A 17,145-nucleotide genomic window follows, 5' to 3' on the forward strand; every position below is an offset into this window, starting at 1 on the left:
ATTCACCTGCTGTGTTAATTCTTGATATTGTTCTGGTGATAACACATAATTTCTTGTCTGTTTCTTCGTGATTTCAGCTTTTCCAAACATTTTATCCTGTACTTCTATTACTACTTCTTTACGTAAAAATGGAATTTTAACAGCTTCATTTGGTACTTGATTCGTAGCACTATCTAATTCTTTTTGCATTTGTTTTACTCTATTTGCTAACTCTACATGACACTCACCAATTAGCTGTAGCTTTTCACTTTCACTCTCTACTTGTTGTTTTACTATCTCTAATTCTTTGTACTTATCAACAACATCACTTTCTAAACTCTTTTTCGCTACTTCTAATTCGTTTGTTTTCTCTTCAACATTTTTTAAATGATGGTCAATCGTTTGTAAATGCATTTCTTTTTCTTGTACTTGATTCTCAACAATTGATCTTGTTTCTGCATATTCCTTGTATTGACGGACTTTCATGTATTTATGTGAACCTACATTGGCACGTTCAAAATTCGGAATGTGTTCTTTCGCTAATTGCTCAATATAGGCCGTTTCTAATTGTCTCCAATTCGCAATTAACTCCGTCCCTTTTCCTTGCACGCCTTGTTGTTGCAAGGCTCTATCCATTCCGACACGCCTCGTTAATCCTCGACTACTTTCGAAATTCGGTACATAGTTAATATGTAAATGCGGATTTGCTTCATCATCATGTAAAACCATGTTATAGACTGCTAGATTTGGATTTCGCCCTTGAAACGCCTCCGCATACTGTTTTAACGCTTCTTTTTTAGCTTCCCTATACTTTGGGTCGTCCTTACCTTCCCCAATCGCTACAACCAATTCTCGTTGCTCATGTGTCTTTTCATTTTTATGTATTTTGTCATAGTAGTCCTGAATCTTACGGTCATTGCGTTTTTGTTTCTCATTATACTTGTCCACCGCTTCTTGAAAGACATCCTTGTATACACTTCGGATGTCCTTTTGAACAAAGTAGATATTTTCATCTAACTTGGATGGATTTATGCCAGGATTCCCATGAATATTTTCTCTGTTATTATGGCTTAATGAACTTTGGTGAGATTGATTAAATGAGATAGAGAACAACATAAAGTGCCACCACTTCCCCTAGATTAATTGATACAATAAGTCTAGCAAGGCGACGAAATTGTGTCAATTGACGTAACCCTATACTTATTTTGACGCTAACGCATCAAAATCGATAGGGGTCTGCGACGCTTTTCGGCTATGCCGAACCACGTATTACGCGGCAAAAAACAAGACCTTGGGCTTTGCCCAAACCCACTGGGGAACTCTTCCCCAGACCCCATCCATTCGAACTCCCCAACCCCTCAATCCTTGAGGGGCTCCCTCGCCGGTAGGCAGGGTCAAACGCGTACCGTTTGACAACCACAAGAGGGTTTGGGTGTAGTGAATCTGTCAACTCCTTAATGCTCCCTCCAGTCCGCTTACCGTTGACAGACACCATATATAACTCGTTTAATTACATTTATTTCATTCCACCTATTGGCGACTGAATACCTGATCCACCACAACACCCACATTTTCTGCCACTGTGACAACACGGACAACATCCACTTCCTTGACAATGATGACACCCACTTCCACCACAACAACAACAATTCCCCATACCACTACAATAACGACAAAATCCTGTACCTTGGCAACAACGACATTTCTGCATCCCACCAGTTCCGTAAGGCATTGACATTTGCATAGACTCACCTCCATAAAAGAATCACATAGTATACATATTTATGTGATGTCAAATTGGAGCATGGTCTATGATTGTATTTCATTTCACGATTTTTAATCTATAAAATCAACATCATCCAAACTTGTTACATGCGCTTCAGACGCTCCAAATTAATCCCTAACCTCGCTTTAACTTCCTACACATCCAAAAGAATCTATCAGACAAGCTATACTGATTTTATACGATTTGTTTGTTTTTCATTGATTTAAAATTAAACACTTTGTTTAATTTTTAGACATATTATATAAATGTTTATTTATTTTTAACTGAGGTGAATTATTATGATAAATCCTTACTATATTGGAAACAGACAAGCAGGCCCAGTCTTTTCACTCCATGCAGCTCAAGTAACAATCCATGCAGTACAACATGCAATACAACATATGCCATACTATTATCATCCAGCTATACCTTATCATGAAACAATACAATATTATCCAGATATAGAATATACATCTCAAAGTATATATCCTACTACTTTTACAACAATCCCATTTTATTAACATCCTCTTGTTTTTAATATGTTCGGCTTGGCGACATGCCGTCGCTTGCCGAAATCCATTGATGAGTGGATAGCCCTATTAGGAGATATAGAAAGGGCAAGAACACCCATAAAGAAAAGACACTCTTATAAGAGTGTCTTTTCTTATAGTTTTTTTTAGCAGAAGCAAGCAGCTCCTTTTGAAAGTAAACTTTTAAATATTTGTTTACATTAGAAATTGAAATATTATATATATACTAAAATTATGAAATTAAGATATAGTATATACACAGATACAATTATTAATTTTGTTCATCAATATTCCGTCTAAGTAAACCAGGGTGAAAATTTAGTTTGCAGAATATATAGGAAATAACAATGTTTTATCTGTATGATTTTTTTATGAGGAGGAAAAATTTTTGTCTTTATATAAACAATTATCAGATGCTCTTTTAGTAGGTTTTTTTATAGAAATTAATAAAAACATAGCAAAAGGAATTCTTTCAACAGCTATGTATCAAGAAATAGATCTCATTAAAAATGAAATGAAAAAACGAAACATTTCAGAAATAGATTCACAAAAGATTTATCAAGAATATATACAATCTTAATATAACCTTGTTAATTAAACATTTAATATCCCTATTTAAATTAAAAAGGAGTCCTATTAATTTAGGACTCTTTTTCTTATTAACAACCAAAACTATGTTGTAAATACTCATAGCATTATTAGATTTTCAAAAAAGGTTCGAATGTAAACTTTTCAATATTAGTTTACATTCGAACATCTTTAAATATTGACTTTACACCGAATCCCCTAATATCCTCAAAACACATAACAAAAGTATACTTTCAAAATACAGAAAACAAAGAGGTTAAAACGTTATGGACAAAAAGAAAAAAGTAGATCCATACTAGCTTTTTAACATAGTTTCCGTTAGCGGTAATAAACAAGAAGGATCATCCCTTTTCATAAAGAATGATCCTTCTTGTTTATTTATCCAACCATCTAGTAGGAACATTTCTTTCCCCTGATATTTCGAATTTAATCTCTCCATTTTCATAATATATCCGATTTATAACTGGTATAGTTTCCATTTCATTTTCTTTTTCACTTATATAATGATTTTTGGTTTCTATATGAATGATATTCATCAGACATACCTCCTTTTTATCCACAATAAAAAAACAAAGAACACATTTTTCACACAAATATATATGTATGCTCATATTGCTTGTTCAGATGACTGTTTAGATGTTCAGATGTTAAACTAGTTGTATATTATCTAAACAGTCATCTGAACAGAAAAACAGGGAAACCCTTGTCAGCCATAGAATTGTTTAGTTGTTTGAATGGTGTTTAGTTCAGATGTTTAGGTGTTTAGAAGGATGGTGATCTGAACAGTGCAACAAAAAGACTGGTTATCAGCTGAAGAAGTAGCGAAAGAAATAAAAGTATCAGCTATGACTATAAAACGAAACTGTCAAACCTACAGTAGTTTTTTAAAATTCCAACAAGGTGAAAAGAACAAGTATTTAATTCACCAAGAATGTATACCTATTTTTCAATTTATAGCTAAAATGAGAAATAAAAGAAACCTCCAAACGAAACAGATTATTGAACTCCTCAGTAAAGAAGGATTCTCTGAATACATAGACATTGAACCCATCCAAACAACTAAACAACAACCTGAACAAATCCAAGTAGAACAAGGATTTGTAGATGTTCAGGAGTTTGATAGAATTGTTGCTGAAAGAGTATCTGAACAGCTTAAAAAACATGAAGAAAATTTAAAAGAATGGTTAACTGAACAGCAAAAACAACAACAAGAATTCCAAAGAATAGTGCTTCAAAAAATAGATGAACGTGACCAAAACCTAATATCTATGATCCGTGAAACCCAGGAGACCAAAAAATTGATTGCAGCCACCCAACAAAAAAAGTGGTGGCAATTTTGGAAATAGAAAAAGCCTTGCTTATATGCAGGACTTTTTTTATACAGAATTCTATACATATTTTTGTACTAATACAGGACATTCATAAGCCTGAAAAATCCTAATATCTCAACAATGTATAAATTTATGCATAAAACAATAAAAAACGAAAAGCATAAACCCTTTGATATCAAAGGGTTTATGCTTTGTTTCTTGCTACCGATAATAGGACGTTATGTTAACTCTATATGAATATCCTATACAGCCAAAATTACATAATATATCATTTCTCCTGGATAGTATAATATGAAAAAAGGGGGATTCAAATGATTAAAGGGATTTTTGAAACACATATTAATGTAAGTAATTATAAAATATCCGCTGAATTCTATGAAAAATTACTCAACATCATTCCTTTATATGAAGATTCTAATCGGAAATCTAAATTCTATTGGATTGGAAATCCTGGAGAAGCCATGTTTGGGATTAGAGAAAACTATCCTTCACCGGAGATTCAGCGTCAACATTTTGCTTTTAAAGTAGATGTGATGGATATTATTAAAGCAAGAGATTATTTAAATAAATTAGGGATTGAATCTGAAAATTTTTTTGGTGGAAATTCCGAGGAATTAATGGTCTTCCCTTTTATGCCTGCTGTGTCAATTTATTTTACAGATCCAGATGGCCACTCAGTTGAGTTTATTTCCATGTTAGAAGATAAACCCAGACCGGAACTTGAAATTATGTCTTGGAAAGAGTGGGAATTTATACATGGAAGAGAACTACAATGAGACAATCCACAAACGGACAGAATTAATGGGAGGACATTATGGAATTATTTGAATATGAAGAACGATTTAAGGAACAAGTAGAAAACTATGAATTATCCGAGGAACAGTTACAATTTACAGGTACACCAAAGAAATGTGTAGAATTATCAAGAGCCGATACTGACAGACATTCTATATTATTTCTTGCAAATAATGAACTTGTAACATTTTTCGTGCTTCATGAAAATGCAGGTGTAAAGCCTTACTCTGAAAATCCAAAAGCTATGTTATTACGAGCGTTTTCAACGGATTATTATAATCAAGGAAAAGGGTATGCGAAACAATCATTATTGTCCCTACCTGATTTTGTTCGTAAAGAATATCCACATATTAATGAAATAGTATTAGCGGTAAATATTAAAAACATTACTGCACAATCGCTATATAAAAAATGTGGCTTTATTGACGAAGGTGTACGAAAAATAGGAAAAAAAGGCCAACTTATTATAATGAGCTTTTATTTATAAATTAGTTATCGTGAAAGATTCAACAACCCAATTAAAAACATCATTATCTATTTTTTTTGATATGTTGACCCAAAATAACACAACAAAAATTACTTCTGCTAACGGTAGTTATGTAAATAAGCTGTCCAGATGGACAGCTTATTTTTTACTTAGCGTGGTTTTTTTCCAAAATGCTGGCGATACCCCTAACATCTTCTTTTTCATTAAGAGTTAAGCACCCCAAATCCCCTTAAAAAGTTGTATTCGGAATATTATAACAAAATCAAAAAAAGACCCTACATGAGGGTCTTTCATGAACTAATATTAAGCTTTTTGAACATTAGTAGCTTGTAGGCCACGTTGTCCTTGTTCTACTTCAAACGTTACACTTTGTCCTTCGTCTAAAGATTTGTAACCGTCGATTTGGATAGCTGAGAAATGTACGAATACGTCTTCTCCACCTTGACGCTCGATGAATCCAAAACCTTTGTCTGCATTAAACCATTTTACTTTACCTTGTTCCATAATTGTTGCCTCCTAGTGTGGATACCCACACATATGTTACTACCCTTGCTCAAATACCTTAGACGAAAAACAAAATTTATTCTTAATCTCAAACCGAACAAAAATAGGTCTTTCTTAAATTAACATACTTTCTAAAAAATAGCAAATTTCAGAAATAATTCCTTATGGTAATTAGCTACTAATAGTTGTTACTGGAGAAAAAGTCACTATGATAGTCATCACAGCAAGAAATTGCCAAAGGATCTTAACAATATCATTGGTTTGATTTTTTTCAGACATTCAACAACTGATAAAATTAGCTATTTTCAAGTTAAATTTTACTTCTGATAACAAAAATTATGTAAACACAAAAGTCCTCCAGTTAAACAATCCGGAGAACTTTTAATAGTTTTCTAAGTTATCTTCCAAATACACTCAATCCTAAATAAATCAAACTATAACTAATTAAAGCACTTGCAAGCATCAAACCTATTTTTAATAATTTGTCTTTTATATTAGGCTTTACTTCACTTACAGGTTTTCCCTCTATAAAATCAACTATTTGACGATAAGTTTTTAAATTATGCTCTTTTTTTATGTTTTCAACTTGCTGTGATGAAAACATAAGCAAAATCGTAAGTACCAAAGGTATTATAAGGCCATAATAACCAAAAAAATAAAATACAGGTGCAATAGAAATAGGAAGTATAATCATTGATGCTAACATGATATAACTCCACTTAAAGAAAGTTAATTTTTGAAGCTCTTCTTTCATGATCTTTACATCTCCTTTAACTAAATCATCCAGGGAGACATTAAAGAGAATACTCATCATTAGTAAATTATGAATATCTGGATAGTTTCTTTCATTTTCCCAGTTAGAAATAGATTGTCTGGAAACATGAATTTTTGCTGCTAACTCCTCTTGGGACATATTATCCCGTTTACGAAAATAATGTATCTGTTTACCAATGTTCATTTATACATCTCCCTTAAGTTTGAGGTTAAATTAAAGGTTAATTAAAGACTACCAAACTTATTTATAATAACGTGATTTTAAGGTGTAAAAATGTTTTATCATGCTATTTTACCCTGTTTTTGGGTGTGAGTGCTGGCTGGGGGTTTGGGGGCTAGCCCCCAAGAACTTAACGTAACTGAATATTAAATAAGCTTATTATTTAAATCGATAGAACTAGCGGTTCGGCGGGTATAATTTCTGATCCAAGTCGAGCAACTTAACCCCGTTTTTGGTCTGTTCGGCTTGGCGAAAGCTAAAAACCCGCCGAAAAAAGTTTTACAAGGACATAATAAAAAAGAAAAGCATTAGCTTTTAGGTGAGGATTAACGAACCGACTTTTTTATTATGAAGGTGGAGATTTTTGAGCGTTGTTTGCTCAAAAATACTACCTGTTCCTTGCGGAACTTTTAGCTTTATATATAAGAGTGAGAAGAGCAAAGTGAAGAAAGTCAGTAATATCAAGGGTTTATAAGACATGAGGTGTTAATTTTTTTTAACACCTGTGTTAATTTTTTTTAACACCTAAAAAATGTAAAAACACATAAAAAAAAAGATGTCAATATAAAATCGACATCTAAAATAAATAAATTGGTAGTTTATGTTTTTTCTTATTACCTTCAATTTTGATATTACGTAACGCTTTTGAAAAAATTTGTTGAGTTGCTCTATCAATATCATCTTTAGGTGAATTACATAATATATTGGGGTTAACAAACCAAGTTCTTGCTGAACAAGTCCTTCCATCTTCAGTTATTACACCTGTTTCTGCAACTCCTAAAACCCCTTTTTCAAGCAATTCATTCATTATTTTTGAAATAGAAGTCCTTGTTTTCCCTAATTTCTTAGCTAAATAACTAGGAGATGCCGTATTCGGTTTTATATCATCTTCTTCATTTTTTTCAACAATGACATTTGATTTAAATTCTAGAAATCTTGAAATATCAAATAAAAATGCCTTTTCTGGTTGAGTTAAATAGCCAATTTCACATAAATAATCAATATTCTCTGTAATCATTTGGACAAATCTCACCCGATCTGTAGGTTTTTTCTTCTTCCCTATAAAATACTCTTCTCCACCAGACATTTTACTTAATACTTGTAGCATAATGACTCTTTCTTCTTCAGAAAGTCCACCACTACCTTCAAGCTTTTCATAAATGCTATTAATTTTACTATCTCTTTCTTTTGCCTTTTTGTCAGCTTGTCCAAAATCAATAATTTTTTTTGTCATATCTAAGTTAATTCCTCCTTAATTGAGGGAATCAACAAAAACACCTATTTTTTGCTATTTGATTATAAATCAAATTATGATAATCTATAATCAGATAATTGAATTCTAGGTATTTTCGTAGAATACCCTATGAAAAGAGTCATGTTCCCGCATGGCTCTTTTTTTCATTCTATCACGTTTTCAATAACCTGGTTTACCGTTCCATATCAGATCCCCTATGTTTATTAATTTCTTTCTTATGTTCATTCTCAAAATAATTATTAATTCCCTTTCTATCCAAATTTTCTTTAATAAGCCCCCTAAACGCCTTAAATTTCTCTTTAAAGACTTTCTTTGTCTGTTGATACAAAACCCTTATATTTACTTGTAAATCCTTTATATGAACCTTTAACAAGCTTATTTCTCTATTTAATACACCAACTTCTTTTTGTAACTGACTTTTTTCTTGTTTCAGCGTTCGATTCTCTTTCATCCATCCCTCTGCATGCACTTTTAAACTCTCATTCTCTTTCACAAAATCTGTCTTTTTCAAACGCTTATAATCCTTTTTGATAGTAACCGCTGCATTCACCTGCTGTGTTAATTCTTGATATTGTTCTGGTGATAACACATAATTTCTTGTCTGTTTCTTCGTGATTTCAGCTTTTCCAAACATTTTATCCTGTACTTCTATTACTACTTCTTTACGTAAAAATGGAATTTTAACAGCTTCATTTGGTACTTGATTCGTAGCACTATCTAATTCTTTTTGCATTTGTTTTACTCTATTTGCTAACTCTACATGACACTCACCAATTAGCTGTAGCTTTTCACTTTCACTCTCTACTTGTTGTTTTACTATCTCTAATTCTTTGTACTTATCAACAACATCACTTTCTAAACTCTTTTTCGCTACTTCTAATTCGTTTGTTTTCTCTTCAACATTTTTTAAATGATGGTCAATCGTTTGTAAATGCATTTCTTTTTCTTGTACTTGATTCTCAACAATTGATCTTGTTTCTGCATATTCCTTGTATTGACGGACTTTCATGTATTTATGTGAACCTACATTGGCACGTTCAAAATTCGGAATGTGTTCTTTCGCTAATTGCTCAATATAGGCCGTTTCTAATTGTCTCCAATTCGCAATTAACTCCGTCCCTTTTCCTTGCACGCCTTGTTGTTGCAAGGCTCTATCCATTCCGACACGCCTCGTTAATCCTCGACTACTTTCGAAATTCGGTACATAGTTAATATGTAAATGCGGATTTGCTTCATCATCATGTAAAACCATGTTATAGACTGCTAGATTTGGATTTCGCCCTTGAAACGCCTCCGCATACTGTTTTAACGCTTCTTTTTTAGCTTCCCTATACTTTGGGTCGTCCTTACCTTCCCCAATCGCTACAACCAATTCTCGTTGCTCATGTGTCTTTTCATTTTTATGTATTTTGTCATAGTAGTCCTGAATCTTACGGTCATTGCGTTTTTGTTTCTCATTATACTTGTCCACCGCTTCTTGAAAGACATCCTTGTATACACTTCGGATGTCCTTTTGAACAAAGTAGATATTTTCATCTAACTTGGATGGATTTATGCCAGGATTCCCATGAATATTTTCTCTGTTATTATGGCTTAATGAACTTTGGTGAGATTGATTAAATGAGATAGAGAACAACATAAAGTGCCACCACTTCCCCTAGATTAATTGATACAATAAGTCTAGCAAGGCGACGAAATTGTGTCAATTGACGTAACCCTATACTTATTTTGACGCTAACGCATCAAAATCGATAGGGGTCTGCGACGCTTTTCGGCTATGCCGAACCACGTATTACGCGGCAAAAAACAAGACCTTGGGCTTTGCCCAAACCCACTGGGGAACTCTTCCCCAGACCCCATCCATTCGAACTCCCCAACCCCTCAATCCTTGAGGGGCTCCCTCGCCGGTAGGCAGGGTCAAACGCGTACCGTTTGACAACCACAAGAGGGTTTGGGTGTAGTGAATCTGTCAACTCCTTAATGCTCCCTCCAGTCCGCTTACCGTTGACAGACACCATATATAACTCGTTTAATTACATTTATTTCATTCCACCTATTGGCGACTGAATACCTGATCCACCACAACACCCACATTTTCTGCCACTGTGACAACACGGACAACATCCACTTCCTTGACAATGATGACACCCACTTCCACCACAACAACAACAATTCCCCATACCACTACAATAACGACAAAATCCTGTACCTTGGCAACAACGACATTTCTGCATCCCACCAGTTCCGTAAGGCATTGACATTTGCATAGACTCACCTCCATAAAAGAATCACATAGTATACATATTTATGTGATGTCAAATTGGAGCATGGTCTATGATTGTATTTCATTTCACGATTTTTAATCTATAAAATCAACATCATCCAAACTTGTTACATGCGCTTCAGACGCTCCAAATTAATCCCTAACCTCGCTTTAACTTCCTACACATCCAAAAGAATCTATCAGACAAGCTATACTGATTTTATACGATTTGTTTGTTTTTCATTGATTTAAAATTAAACACTTTGTTTAATTTTTAGACATATTATATAAATGTTTATTTATTTTTAACTGAGGTGAATTATTATGATAAATCCTTACTATATTGGAAACAGACAAGCAGGCCCAGTCTTTTCACTCCATGCAGCTCAAGTAACAATCCATGCAGTACAACATGCAATACAACATATGCCATACTATTATCATCCAGCTATACCTTATCATGAAACAATACAATATTATCCAGATATAGAATATACATCTCAAAGTATATATCCTACTACTTTTACAACAATCCCATTTTATTAACATCCTCTTGTTTTTAATATGTTCGGCTTGGCGACATGCCGTCGCTTGCCGAAATCCATTGATGAGTGGATAGCCCTATTAGGAGATATAGAAAGGGCAAGAACACCCATAAAGAAAAGACACTCTTATAAGAGTGTCTTTTCTTATAGTTTTTTTTAGCAGAAGCAAGCAGCTCCTTTTGAAAGTAAACTTTTAAATATTTGTTTACATTAGAAATTGAAATATTATATATATACTAAAATTATGAAATTAAGATATAGTATATACACAGATACAATTATTAATTTTGTTCATCAATATTCCGTCTAAGTAAACCAGGGTGAAAATTTAGTTTGCAGAATATATAGGAAATAACAATGTTTTATCTGTATGATTTTTTTATGAGGAGGAAAAATTTTTGTCTTTATATAAACAATTATCAGATGCTCTTTTAGTAGGTTTTTTTATAGAAATTAATAAAAACATAGCAAAAGGAATTCTTTCAACAGCTATGTATCAAGAAATAGATCTCATTAAAAATGAAATGAAAAAACGAAACATTTCAGAAATAGATTCACAAAAGATTTATCAAGAATATATACAATCTTAATATAACCTTGTTAATTAAACATTTAATATCCCTATTTAAATTAAAAAGGAGTCCTATTAATTTAGGACTCTTTTTCTTATTAACAACCAAAACTATGTTGTAAATACTCATAGCATTATTAGATTTTCAAAAAAGGTTCGAATGTAAACTTTTCAATATTAGTTTACATTCGAACATCTTTAAATATTGACTTTACACCGAATCCCCTAATATCCTCAAAACACATAACAAAAGTATACTTTCAAAATACAGAAAACAAAGAGGTTAAAACGTTATGGACAAAAAGAAAAAAGTAGATCCATACTAGCTTTTTAACATAGTTTCCGTTAGCGGTAATAAACAAGAAGGATCATCCCTTTTCATAAAGAATGATCCTTCTTGTTTATTTATCCAACCATCTAGTAGGAACATTTCTTTCCCCTGATATTTCGAATTTAATCTCTCCATTTTCATAATATATCCGATTTATAACTGGTATAGTTTCCATTTCATTTTCTTTTTCACTTATATAATGATTTTTGGTTTCTATATGAATGATATTCATCAGACATACCTCCTTTTTATCCACAATAAAAAAACAAAGAACACATTTTTCACACAAATATATATGTATGCTCATATTGCTTGTTCAGATGACTGTTTAGATGTTCAGATGTTAAACTAGTTGTATATTATCTAAACAGTCATCTGAACAGAAAAACAGGGAAACCCTTGTCAGCCATAGAATTGTTTAGTTGTTTGAATGGTGTTTAGTTCAGATGTTTAGGTGTTTAGAAGGATGGTGATCTGAACAGTGCAACAAAAAGACTGGTTATCAGCTGAAGAAGTAGCGAAAGAAATAAAAGTATCAGCTATGACTATAAAACGAAACTGTCAAACCTACAGTAGTTTTTTAAAATTCCAACAAGGTGAAAAGAACAAGTATTTAATTCACCAAGAATGTATACCTATTTTTCAATTTATAGCTAAAATGAGAAATAAAAGAAACCTCCAAACGAAACAGATTATTGAACTCCTCAGTAAAGAAGGATTCTCTGAATACATAGACATTGAACCCATCCAAACAACTAAACAACAACCTGAACAAATCCAAGTAGAACAAGGATTTGTAGATGTTCAGGAGTTTGATAGAATTGTTGCTGAAAGAGTATCTGAACAGCTTAAAAAACATGAAGAAAATTTAAAAGAATGGTTAACTGAACAGCAAAAACAACAACAAGAATTCCAAAGAATAGTGCTTCAAAAAATAGATGAACGTGACCAAAACCTAATATCTATGATCCGTGAAACCCAGGAGACCAAAAAATTGATTGCAGCCACCCAACAAAAAAAGTGGTGGCAATTTTGGAAATAGAAAAAGCCTTGCTTATATGCAGGACTTTTTTTATACAGAATTCTATACATATTTTTGTACTAATACAGGACATTCATAAGCCTGAAAAATCCTAATATCTCAACAATGTATAAATTTATGCATAAAACAATAAAAAACGAAAAGCATAAACCCTTTGATATCAAAGGGTTTATGCTTTGTTTCTTGCTACCGATAATAGGACGTTATGTTAACTCTATATGAATATCCTATACAGCCAAAATTACATAATATATCATTTCTCCTGGATAGTATAATATGAAAAAAGGGGGATTCAAATGATTAAAGGGATTTTTGAAACACATATTAATGTAAGTAATTATAAAATATCCGCTGAATTCTATGAAAAATTACTCAACATCATTCCTTTATATGAAGATTCTAATCGGAAATCTAAATTCTATTGGATTGGAAATCCTGGAGAAGCCATGTTTGGGATTAGAGAAAACTATCCTTCACCGGAGATTCAGCGTCAACATTTTGCTTTTAAAGTAGATGTGATGGATATTATTAAAGCAAGAGATTATTTAAATAAATTAGGGATTGAATCTGAAAATTTTTTTGGTGGAAATTCCGAGGAATTAATGGTCTTCCCTTTTATGCCTGCTGTGTCAATTTATTTTACAGATCCAGATGGCCACTCAGTTGAGTTTATTTCCATGTTAGAAGATAAACCCAGACCGGAACTTGAAATTATGTCTTGGAAAGAGTGGGAATTTATACATGGAAGAGAACTACAATGAGACAATCCACAAACGGACAGAATTAATGGGAGGACATTATGGAATTATTTGAATATGAAGAACGATTTAAGGAACAAGTAGAAAACTATGAATTATCCGAGGAACAGTTACAATTTACAGGTACACCAAAGAAATGTGTAGAATTATCAAGAGCCGATACTGACAGACATTCTATATTATTTCTTGCAAATAATGAACTTGTAACATTTTTCGTGCTTCATGAAAATGCAGGTGTAAAGCCTTACTCTGAAAATCCAAAAGCTATGTTATTACGAGCGTTTTCAACGGATTATTATAATCAAGGAAAAGGGTATGCGAAACAATCATTATTGTCCCTACCTGATTTTGTTCGTAAAGAATATCCACATATTAATGAAATAGTATTAGCGGTAAATATTAAAAACATTACTGCACAATCGCTATATAAAAAATGTGGCTTTATTGACGAAGGTGTACGAAAAATAGGAAAAAAAGGCCAACTTATTATAATGAGCTTTTATTTATAAATTAGTTATCGTGAAAGATTCAACAACCCAATTAAAAACATCATTATCTATTTTTTTTGATATGTTGACCCAAAATAACACAACAAAAATTACTTCTGCTAACGGTAGTTATGTAAATAAGCTGTCCAGATGGACAGCTTATTTTTTACTTAGCGTGGTTTTTTTCCAAAATGCTGGCGATACCCCTAACATCTTCTTTTTCATTAAGAGTTAAGCACCCCAAATCCCCTTAAAAAGTTGTATTCGGAATATTATAACAAAATCAAAAAAAGACCCTACATGAGGGTCTTTCATGAACTAATATTAAGCTTTTTGAACATTAGTAGCTTGTAGGCCACGTTGTCCTTGTTCTACTTCAAACGTTACACTTTGTCCTTCGTCTAAAGATTTGTAACCGTCGATTTGGATAGCTGAGAAATGTACGAATACGTCTTCTCCACCTTGACGCTCGATGAATCCAAAACCTTTGTCTGCATTAAACCATTTTACTTTACCTTGTTCCATAATTGTTGCCTCCTAGTGTGGATACCCACACATATGTTACTACCCTTGCTCAAATACCTTAGACGAAAAACAAAATTTATTCTTAATCTCAAACCGAACAAAAATAGGTCTTTCTTAAATTAACATACTTTCTAAAAAATAGCAAATTTCAGAAATAATTCCTTATGGTAATTAGCTACTAATAGTTGTTACTGGAGAAAAAGTCACTATGATAGTCATCACAGCAAGAAATTGCCAAAGGATCTTAACAATATCATTGGTTTGATTTTTTTCAGACATTCAACAACTGATAAAATTAGCTATTTTCAAGTTAAATTTTACTTCTGATAACAAAAATTATGTAAACACAAAAGTCCTCCAGTTAAACAATCCGGAGAACTTTTAATAGTTTTCTAAGTTATCTTCCAAATACACTCAATCCTAAATAAATCAAACTATAACTAATTAAAGCACTTGCAAGCATCAAACCTATTTTTAATAATTTGTCTTTTATATTAGGCTTTACTTCACTTACAGGTTTTCCCTCTATAAAATCAACTATTTGACGATAAGTTTTTAAATTATGCTCTTTTTTTATGTTTTCAACTTGCTGTGATGAAAACATAAGCAAAATCGTAAGTACCAAAGGTATTATAAGGCCATAATAACCAAAAAAATAAAATACAGGTGCAATAGAAATAGGAAGTATAATCATTGATGCTAACATGATATAACTCCACTTAAAGAAAGTTAATTTTTGAAGCTCTTCTTTCATGATCTTTACATCTCCTTTAACTAAATCATCCAGGGAGACATTAAAGAGAATACTCATCATTAGTAAATTATGAATATCTGGATAGTTTCTTTCATTTTCCCAGTTAGAAATAGATTGTCTGGAAACATGAATTTTTGCTGCTAACTCCTCTTGGGACATATTATCCCGTTTACGAAAATAATGTATCTGTTTACCAATGTTCATTTATACATCTCCCTTAAGTTTGAGGTTAAATTAAAGGTTAATTAAAGACTACCAAACTTATTTATAATAACGTGATTTTAAGGTGTAAAAATGTTTTATCATGCTATTTTACCCTGTTTTTGGGTGTGAGTGCTGGCTGGGGGTTTGGGGGCTAGCCCCCAAGAACTTAACGTAACTGAATATTAAATAAGCTTATTATTTAAATCGATAGAACTAGCGGTTCGGCGGGTATAATTTCTGATCCAAGTCGAGCAACTTAACCCCGTTTTTGGTCTGTTCGGCTTGGCGAAAGCTAAAAACCCGCCGAAAAAAGTTTTACAAGGACATAATAAAAAAGAAAAGCATTAGCTTTTAGGTGAGGATTAACGAACCGACTTTTTTATTATGAAGGTGGAGATTTTTGAGCGTTGTTTGCTCAAAAATACTACCTGTTCCTTGCGGAACTTTTAGCTTTATATATAAGAGTGAGAAGAGCAAAGTGAAGAAAGTCAGTAATATCAAGGGTTTATAAGACATGAGGTGTTAATTTTTTTTAACACCTGTGTTAATTTTTTTTAACACCTAAAAAATGTAAAAACACATAAAAAAAAGATGTCAATATAAAATCGACATCTAAAATAAATAAATTGGTAGTTTATGTTTTTTCTTATTACCTTCAATTTTGATATTACGTAACGCTTTTGAAAAAATTTGTTGAGTTGCTCTATCAATATCATCTTTAGGTGAATTACATAATATATTGGGGTTAACAAACCAAGTTCTTGCTGAACAAGTCCTTCCATCTTCAGTTATTACACCTGTTTCTGCAACTCCTAAAACCCCTTTTTCAAGCAATTCATTCATTATTTTTGAAATAGAAGTCCTTGTTTTCCCTAATTTCTTAGCTAAATAACTAGGAGATGCCGTATTCGGTTTTATATCATCTTCTTCATTTTTTTCAACAATGACATTTGATTTAAATTCTAGAAATCTTGAAATATCAAATAAAAATGCCTTTTCTGGTTGAGTTAAATAGCCAATTTCACATAAATAATCAATATTCTCTGTAATCATTTGGACAAATCTCACCCGATCTGTAGGTTTTTTCTTCTTCCCTATAAAATACTCTTCTCCACCAGACATTTTACTTAATACTTGTAGCATAATGACTCTTTCTTCTTCAGAAAGTCCACCACTACCTTCAAGCTTTTCATAAATGCTATTAATTTTACTATCTCTTTCTTTTGCCTTTTTGTCAGCTTGTCCAAAATCAATAATTTTTTTTGTCATATCTAAGTTAATTCCTCCTTAATTGAGGGAATCAACAAAAACACCTATTTTTTGCTATTTGATTATAAATCAAATTATGATAATCTATAATCAGATAATTGAATTCTAGGTATTTTCGTAGAATACCCTATGAAAAGAGTCATGTTCCCGCATGGCTCTTTTTTTCA

At 32.3% G+C, this 17,145-nt stretch carries 22 protein-coding genes; 10 read left to right on the forward strand and 12 right to left on the reverse strand.

Features of this window, described 5'->3' with window-relative positions; all coding sequences use genetic code 11:
- Both ACP6L7_RS11205 and ACP6L7_RS11210 read right to left on the reverse strand, forming a co-directional pair.
- Positions 1 to 1,095, reverse strand: a 1,095-nt coding sequence (locus ACP6L7_RS11205) for a plasmid recombination protein (protein WP_430529230.1), incomplete at its 3' end; no start/stop codon positions are given.
- Positions 1,096 to 1,495: 400 nt separating this feature from the next.
- The gene (locus ACP6L7_RS11210) at positions 1,496 to 1,723 is read right to left on the reverse strand and encodes a hypothetical protein (protein ID WP_176539493.1); all 228 of its coding nucleotides are present in this window, start codon (positions 1,721 to 1,723) and stop codon (positions 1,496 to 1,498) included.
- A gap of 320 nt (positions 1,724 to 2,043) precedes the next feature.
- Here ACP6L7_RS11210 and ACP6L7_RS11215 point away from each other — a divergent pair, with 320 nt between their 5' ends.
- Both ACP6L7_RS11215 and ACP6L7_RS11220 read left to right on the forward strand, forming a co-directional pair.
- A complete protein-coding gene (locus ACP6L7_RS11215) occupies positions 2,044 to 2,265 on the forward strand; it encodes a hypothetical protein (protein ID WP_430529231.1) in 222 nt (73 codons plus the stop codon).
- Positions 2,266 to 2,662: 397 nt separating this feature from the next.
- Positions 2,663 to 2,854 carry a hypothetical protein gene (locus ACP6L7_RS11220; RefSeq protein ID WP_097832657.1) on the forward strand — a complete coding sequence of 64 codons (192 nt, stop codon included), beginning with the start codon at positions 2,663 to 2,665 and terminating at the stop codon, positions 2,852 to 2,854.
- A 382-nt stretch (positions 2,855 to 3,236) separates the two neighbouring features.
- Here the strand turns inward: ACP6L7_RS11220 and ACP6L7_RS11225 are convergent, their stop codons facing one another.
- Positions 3,237 to 3,398 (reverse strand): hypothetical protein, encoded by a 162-nt coding sequence (locus tag ACP6L7_RS11225; RefSeq protein WP_328053887.1) that lies wholly within the window; start codon positions 3,396 to 3,398, stop codon positions 3,237 to 3,239.
- 249 nt (positions 3,399 to 3,647) lie between these two features.
- Here ACP6L7_RS11225 and ACP6L7_RS11230 point away from each other — a divergent pair, with 249 nt between their 5' ends.
- The 3 genes from ACP6L7_RS11230 to ACP6L7_RS11240 all read left to right on the forward strand — a co-directional run bounded on the left by ACP6L7_RS11230 (position 3,648) and on the right by ACP6L7_RS11240 (position 5,475).
- The gene (locus tag ACP6L7_RS11230; protein WP_430529232.1) at positions 3,648 to 4,208 is read left to right on the forward strand and encodes a DUF3967 domain-containing protein; all 561 of its coding nucleotides are present in this window, start codon (positions 3,648 to 3,650) and stop codon (positions 4,206 to 4,208) included.
- A gap of 296 nt (positions 4,209 to 4,504) precedes the next feature.
- Positions 4,505 to 4,969, forward strand: a complete 465-nt coding sequence (locus ACP6L7_RS11235) for a VOC family protein (protein WP_097832651.1) — start codon at positions 4,505 to 4,507, stop codon at positions 4,967 to 4,969.
- 38 nt (positions 4,970 to 5,007) lie between these two features.
- Positions 5,008 to 5,475 carry a GNAT family N-acetyltransferase gene (locus ACP6L7_RS11240; protein WP_097832652.1) on the forward strand — a complete coding sequence of 156 codons (468 nt, stop codon included), beginning with the start codon at positions 5,008 to 5,010 and terminating at the stop codon, positions 5,473 to 5,475.
- Between the two features lie 303 nt (positions 5,476 to 5,778).
- Here ACP6L7_RS11240 and ACP6L7_RS11245 read toward each other — a convergent pair whose 3' ends face one another.
- The 5 genes from ACP6L7_RS11245 to ACP6L7_RS11265 form a co-directional block, all read right to left on the reverse strand.
- The gene (locus ACP6L7_RS11245; RefSeq protein ID WP_000434820.1) at positions 5,779 to 5,979 is read right to left on the reverse strand and encodes a cold-shock protein; all 201 of its coding nucleotides are present in this window, start codon (positions 5,977 to 5,979) and stop codon (positions 5,779 to 5,781) included.
- A gap of 397 nt (positions 5,980 to 6,376) precedes the next feature.
- Positions 6,377 to 6,937 (reverse strand): helix-turn-helix domain-containing protein, encoded by a 561-nt coding sequence (locus ACP6L7_RS11250; RefSeq protein WP_097832653.1) that lies wholly within the window; start codon positions 6,935 to 6,937, stop codon positions 6,377 to 6,379.
- A gap of 613 nt (positions 6,938 to 7,550) precedes the next feature.
- Positions 7,551 to 8,207 carry a MarR family transcriptional regulator gene (locus tag ACP6L7_RS11255; RefSeq protein ID WP_000162377.1) on the reverse strand — a complete coding sequence of 219 codons (657 nt, stop codon included), beginning with the start codon at positions 8,205 to 8,207 and terminating at the stop codon, positions 7,551 to 7,553.
- A gap of 193 nt (positions 8,208 to 8,400) precedes the next feature.
- Positions 8,401 to 9,867: a plasmid recombination protein gene (locus ACP6L7_RS11260; RefSeq protein WP_430529233.1), complete on the reverse strand. Its 1,467-nt coding sequence runs from the start codon at positions 9,865 to 9,867 to the stop codon at positions 8,401 to 8,403.
- 400 nt (positions 9,868 to 10,267) lie between these two features.
- Positions 10,268 to 10,495 (reverse strand): hypothetical protein, encoded by a 228-nt coding sequence (locus ACP6L7_RS11265; protein WP_176539493.1) that lies wholly within the window; start codon positions 10,493 to 10,495, stop codon positions 10,268 to 10,270.
- Positions 10,496 to 10,815: 320 nt separating this feature from the next.
- On the opposite strand from ACP6L7_RS11265, the gene ACP6L7_RS11270 reads away from it, so the two are divergent.
- A complete protein-coding gene (locus ACP6L7_RS11270) occupies positions 10,816 to 11,037 on the forward strand; it encodes a hypothetical protein (protein ID WP_430529231.1) in 222 nt (73 codons plus the stop codon).
- 397 nt (positions 11,038 to 11,434) lie between these two features.
- Positions 11,435 to 11,626 (forward strand): hypothetical protein, encoded by a 192-nt coding sequence (locus ACP6L7_RS11275; protein ID WP_097832657.1) that lies wholly within the window; start codon positions 11,435 to 11,437, stop codon positions 11,624 to 11,626.
- 382 nt (positions 11,627 to 12,008) lie between these two features.
- Here the strand turns inward: ACP6L7_RS11275 and ACP6L7_RS11280 are convergent, their stop codons facing one another.
- Positions 12,009 to 12,170: a hypothetical protein gene (locus ACP6L7_RS11280; RefSeq protein ID WP_328053887.1), complete on the reverse strand. Its 162-nt coding sequence runs from the start codon at positions 12,168 to 12,170 to the stop codon at positions 12,009 to 12,011.
- Between the two features lie 249 nt (positions 12,171 to 12,419).
- Here ACP6L7_RS11280 and ACP6L7_RS11285 point away from each other — a divergent pair, with 249 nt between their 5' ends.
- The 3 genes from ACP6L7_RS11285 (at position 12,420) to ACP6L7_RS11295 (ending at position 14,247) form a co-directional block, all read left to right on the forward strand.
- Positions 12,420 to 12,980, forward strand: coding sequence for a DUF3967 domain-containing protein (locus ACP6L7_RS11285; RefSeq protein ID WP_430529232.1), 561 nt, complete (start codon positions 12,420 to 12,422; stop codon positions 12,978 to 12,980).
- 296 nt (positions 12,981 to 13,276) lie between these two features.
- Positions 13,277 to 13,741, forward strand: coding sequence for a VOC family protein (locus ACP6L7_RS11290; RefSeq protein WP_097832651.1), 465 nt, complete (start codon positions 13,277 to 13,279; stop codon positions 13,739 to 13,741).
- Between the two features lie 38 nt (positions 13,742 to 13,779).
- Complete coding sequence (locus ACP6L7_RS11295) at positions 13,780 to 14,247, forward strand: GNAT family N-acetyltransferase (RefSeq protein WP_097832652.1); 468 nt, start codon at positions 13,780 to 13,782, stop codon at positions 14,245 to 14,247.
- A 303-nt stretch (positions 14,248 to 14,550) separates the two neighbouring features.
- Here ACP6L7_RS11295 and ACP6L7_RS11300 read toward each other — a convergent pair whose 3' ends face one another.
- The 3 genes from ACP6L7_RS11300 to ACP6L7_RS11310 all read right to left on the reverse strand — a co-directional run bounded on the left by ACP6L7_RS11300 (position 14,551) and on the right by ACP6L7_RS11310 (position 16,978).
- Positions 14,551 to 14,751: a cold-shock protein gene (locus ACP6L7_RS11300; protein WP_000434820.1), complete on the reverse strand. Its 201-nt coding sequence runs from the start codon at positions 14,749 to 14,751 to the stop codon at positions 14,551 to 14,553.
- A 397-nt stretch (positions 14,752 to 15,148) separates the two neighbouring features.
- Positions 15,149 to 15,709, reverse strand: a complete 561-nt coding sequence (locus ACP6L7_RS11305; protein WP_097832653.1) for a helix-turn-helix domain-containing protein — start codon at positions 15,707 to 15,709, stop codon at positions 15,149 to 15,151.
- Positions 15,710 to 16,321: 612 nt separating this feature from the next.
- A complete protein-coding gene (locus ACP6L7_RS11310) occupies positions 16,322 to 16,978 on the reverse strand; it encodes a MarR family transcriptional regulator (RefSeq protein ID WP_000162377.1) in 657 nt (218 codons plus the stop codon).
- Positions 16,979 to 17,145: the final 167 nt, after the last annotated feature.

This window comes from Bacillus silvicola (assembly GCF_050524305.1).
Lineage (GTDB): Bacteria > Bacillota > Bacilli > Bacillales > Bacillaceae_G > Bacillus_A > Bacillus_A cereus_AT.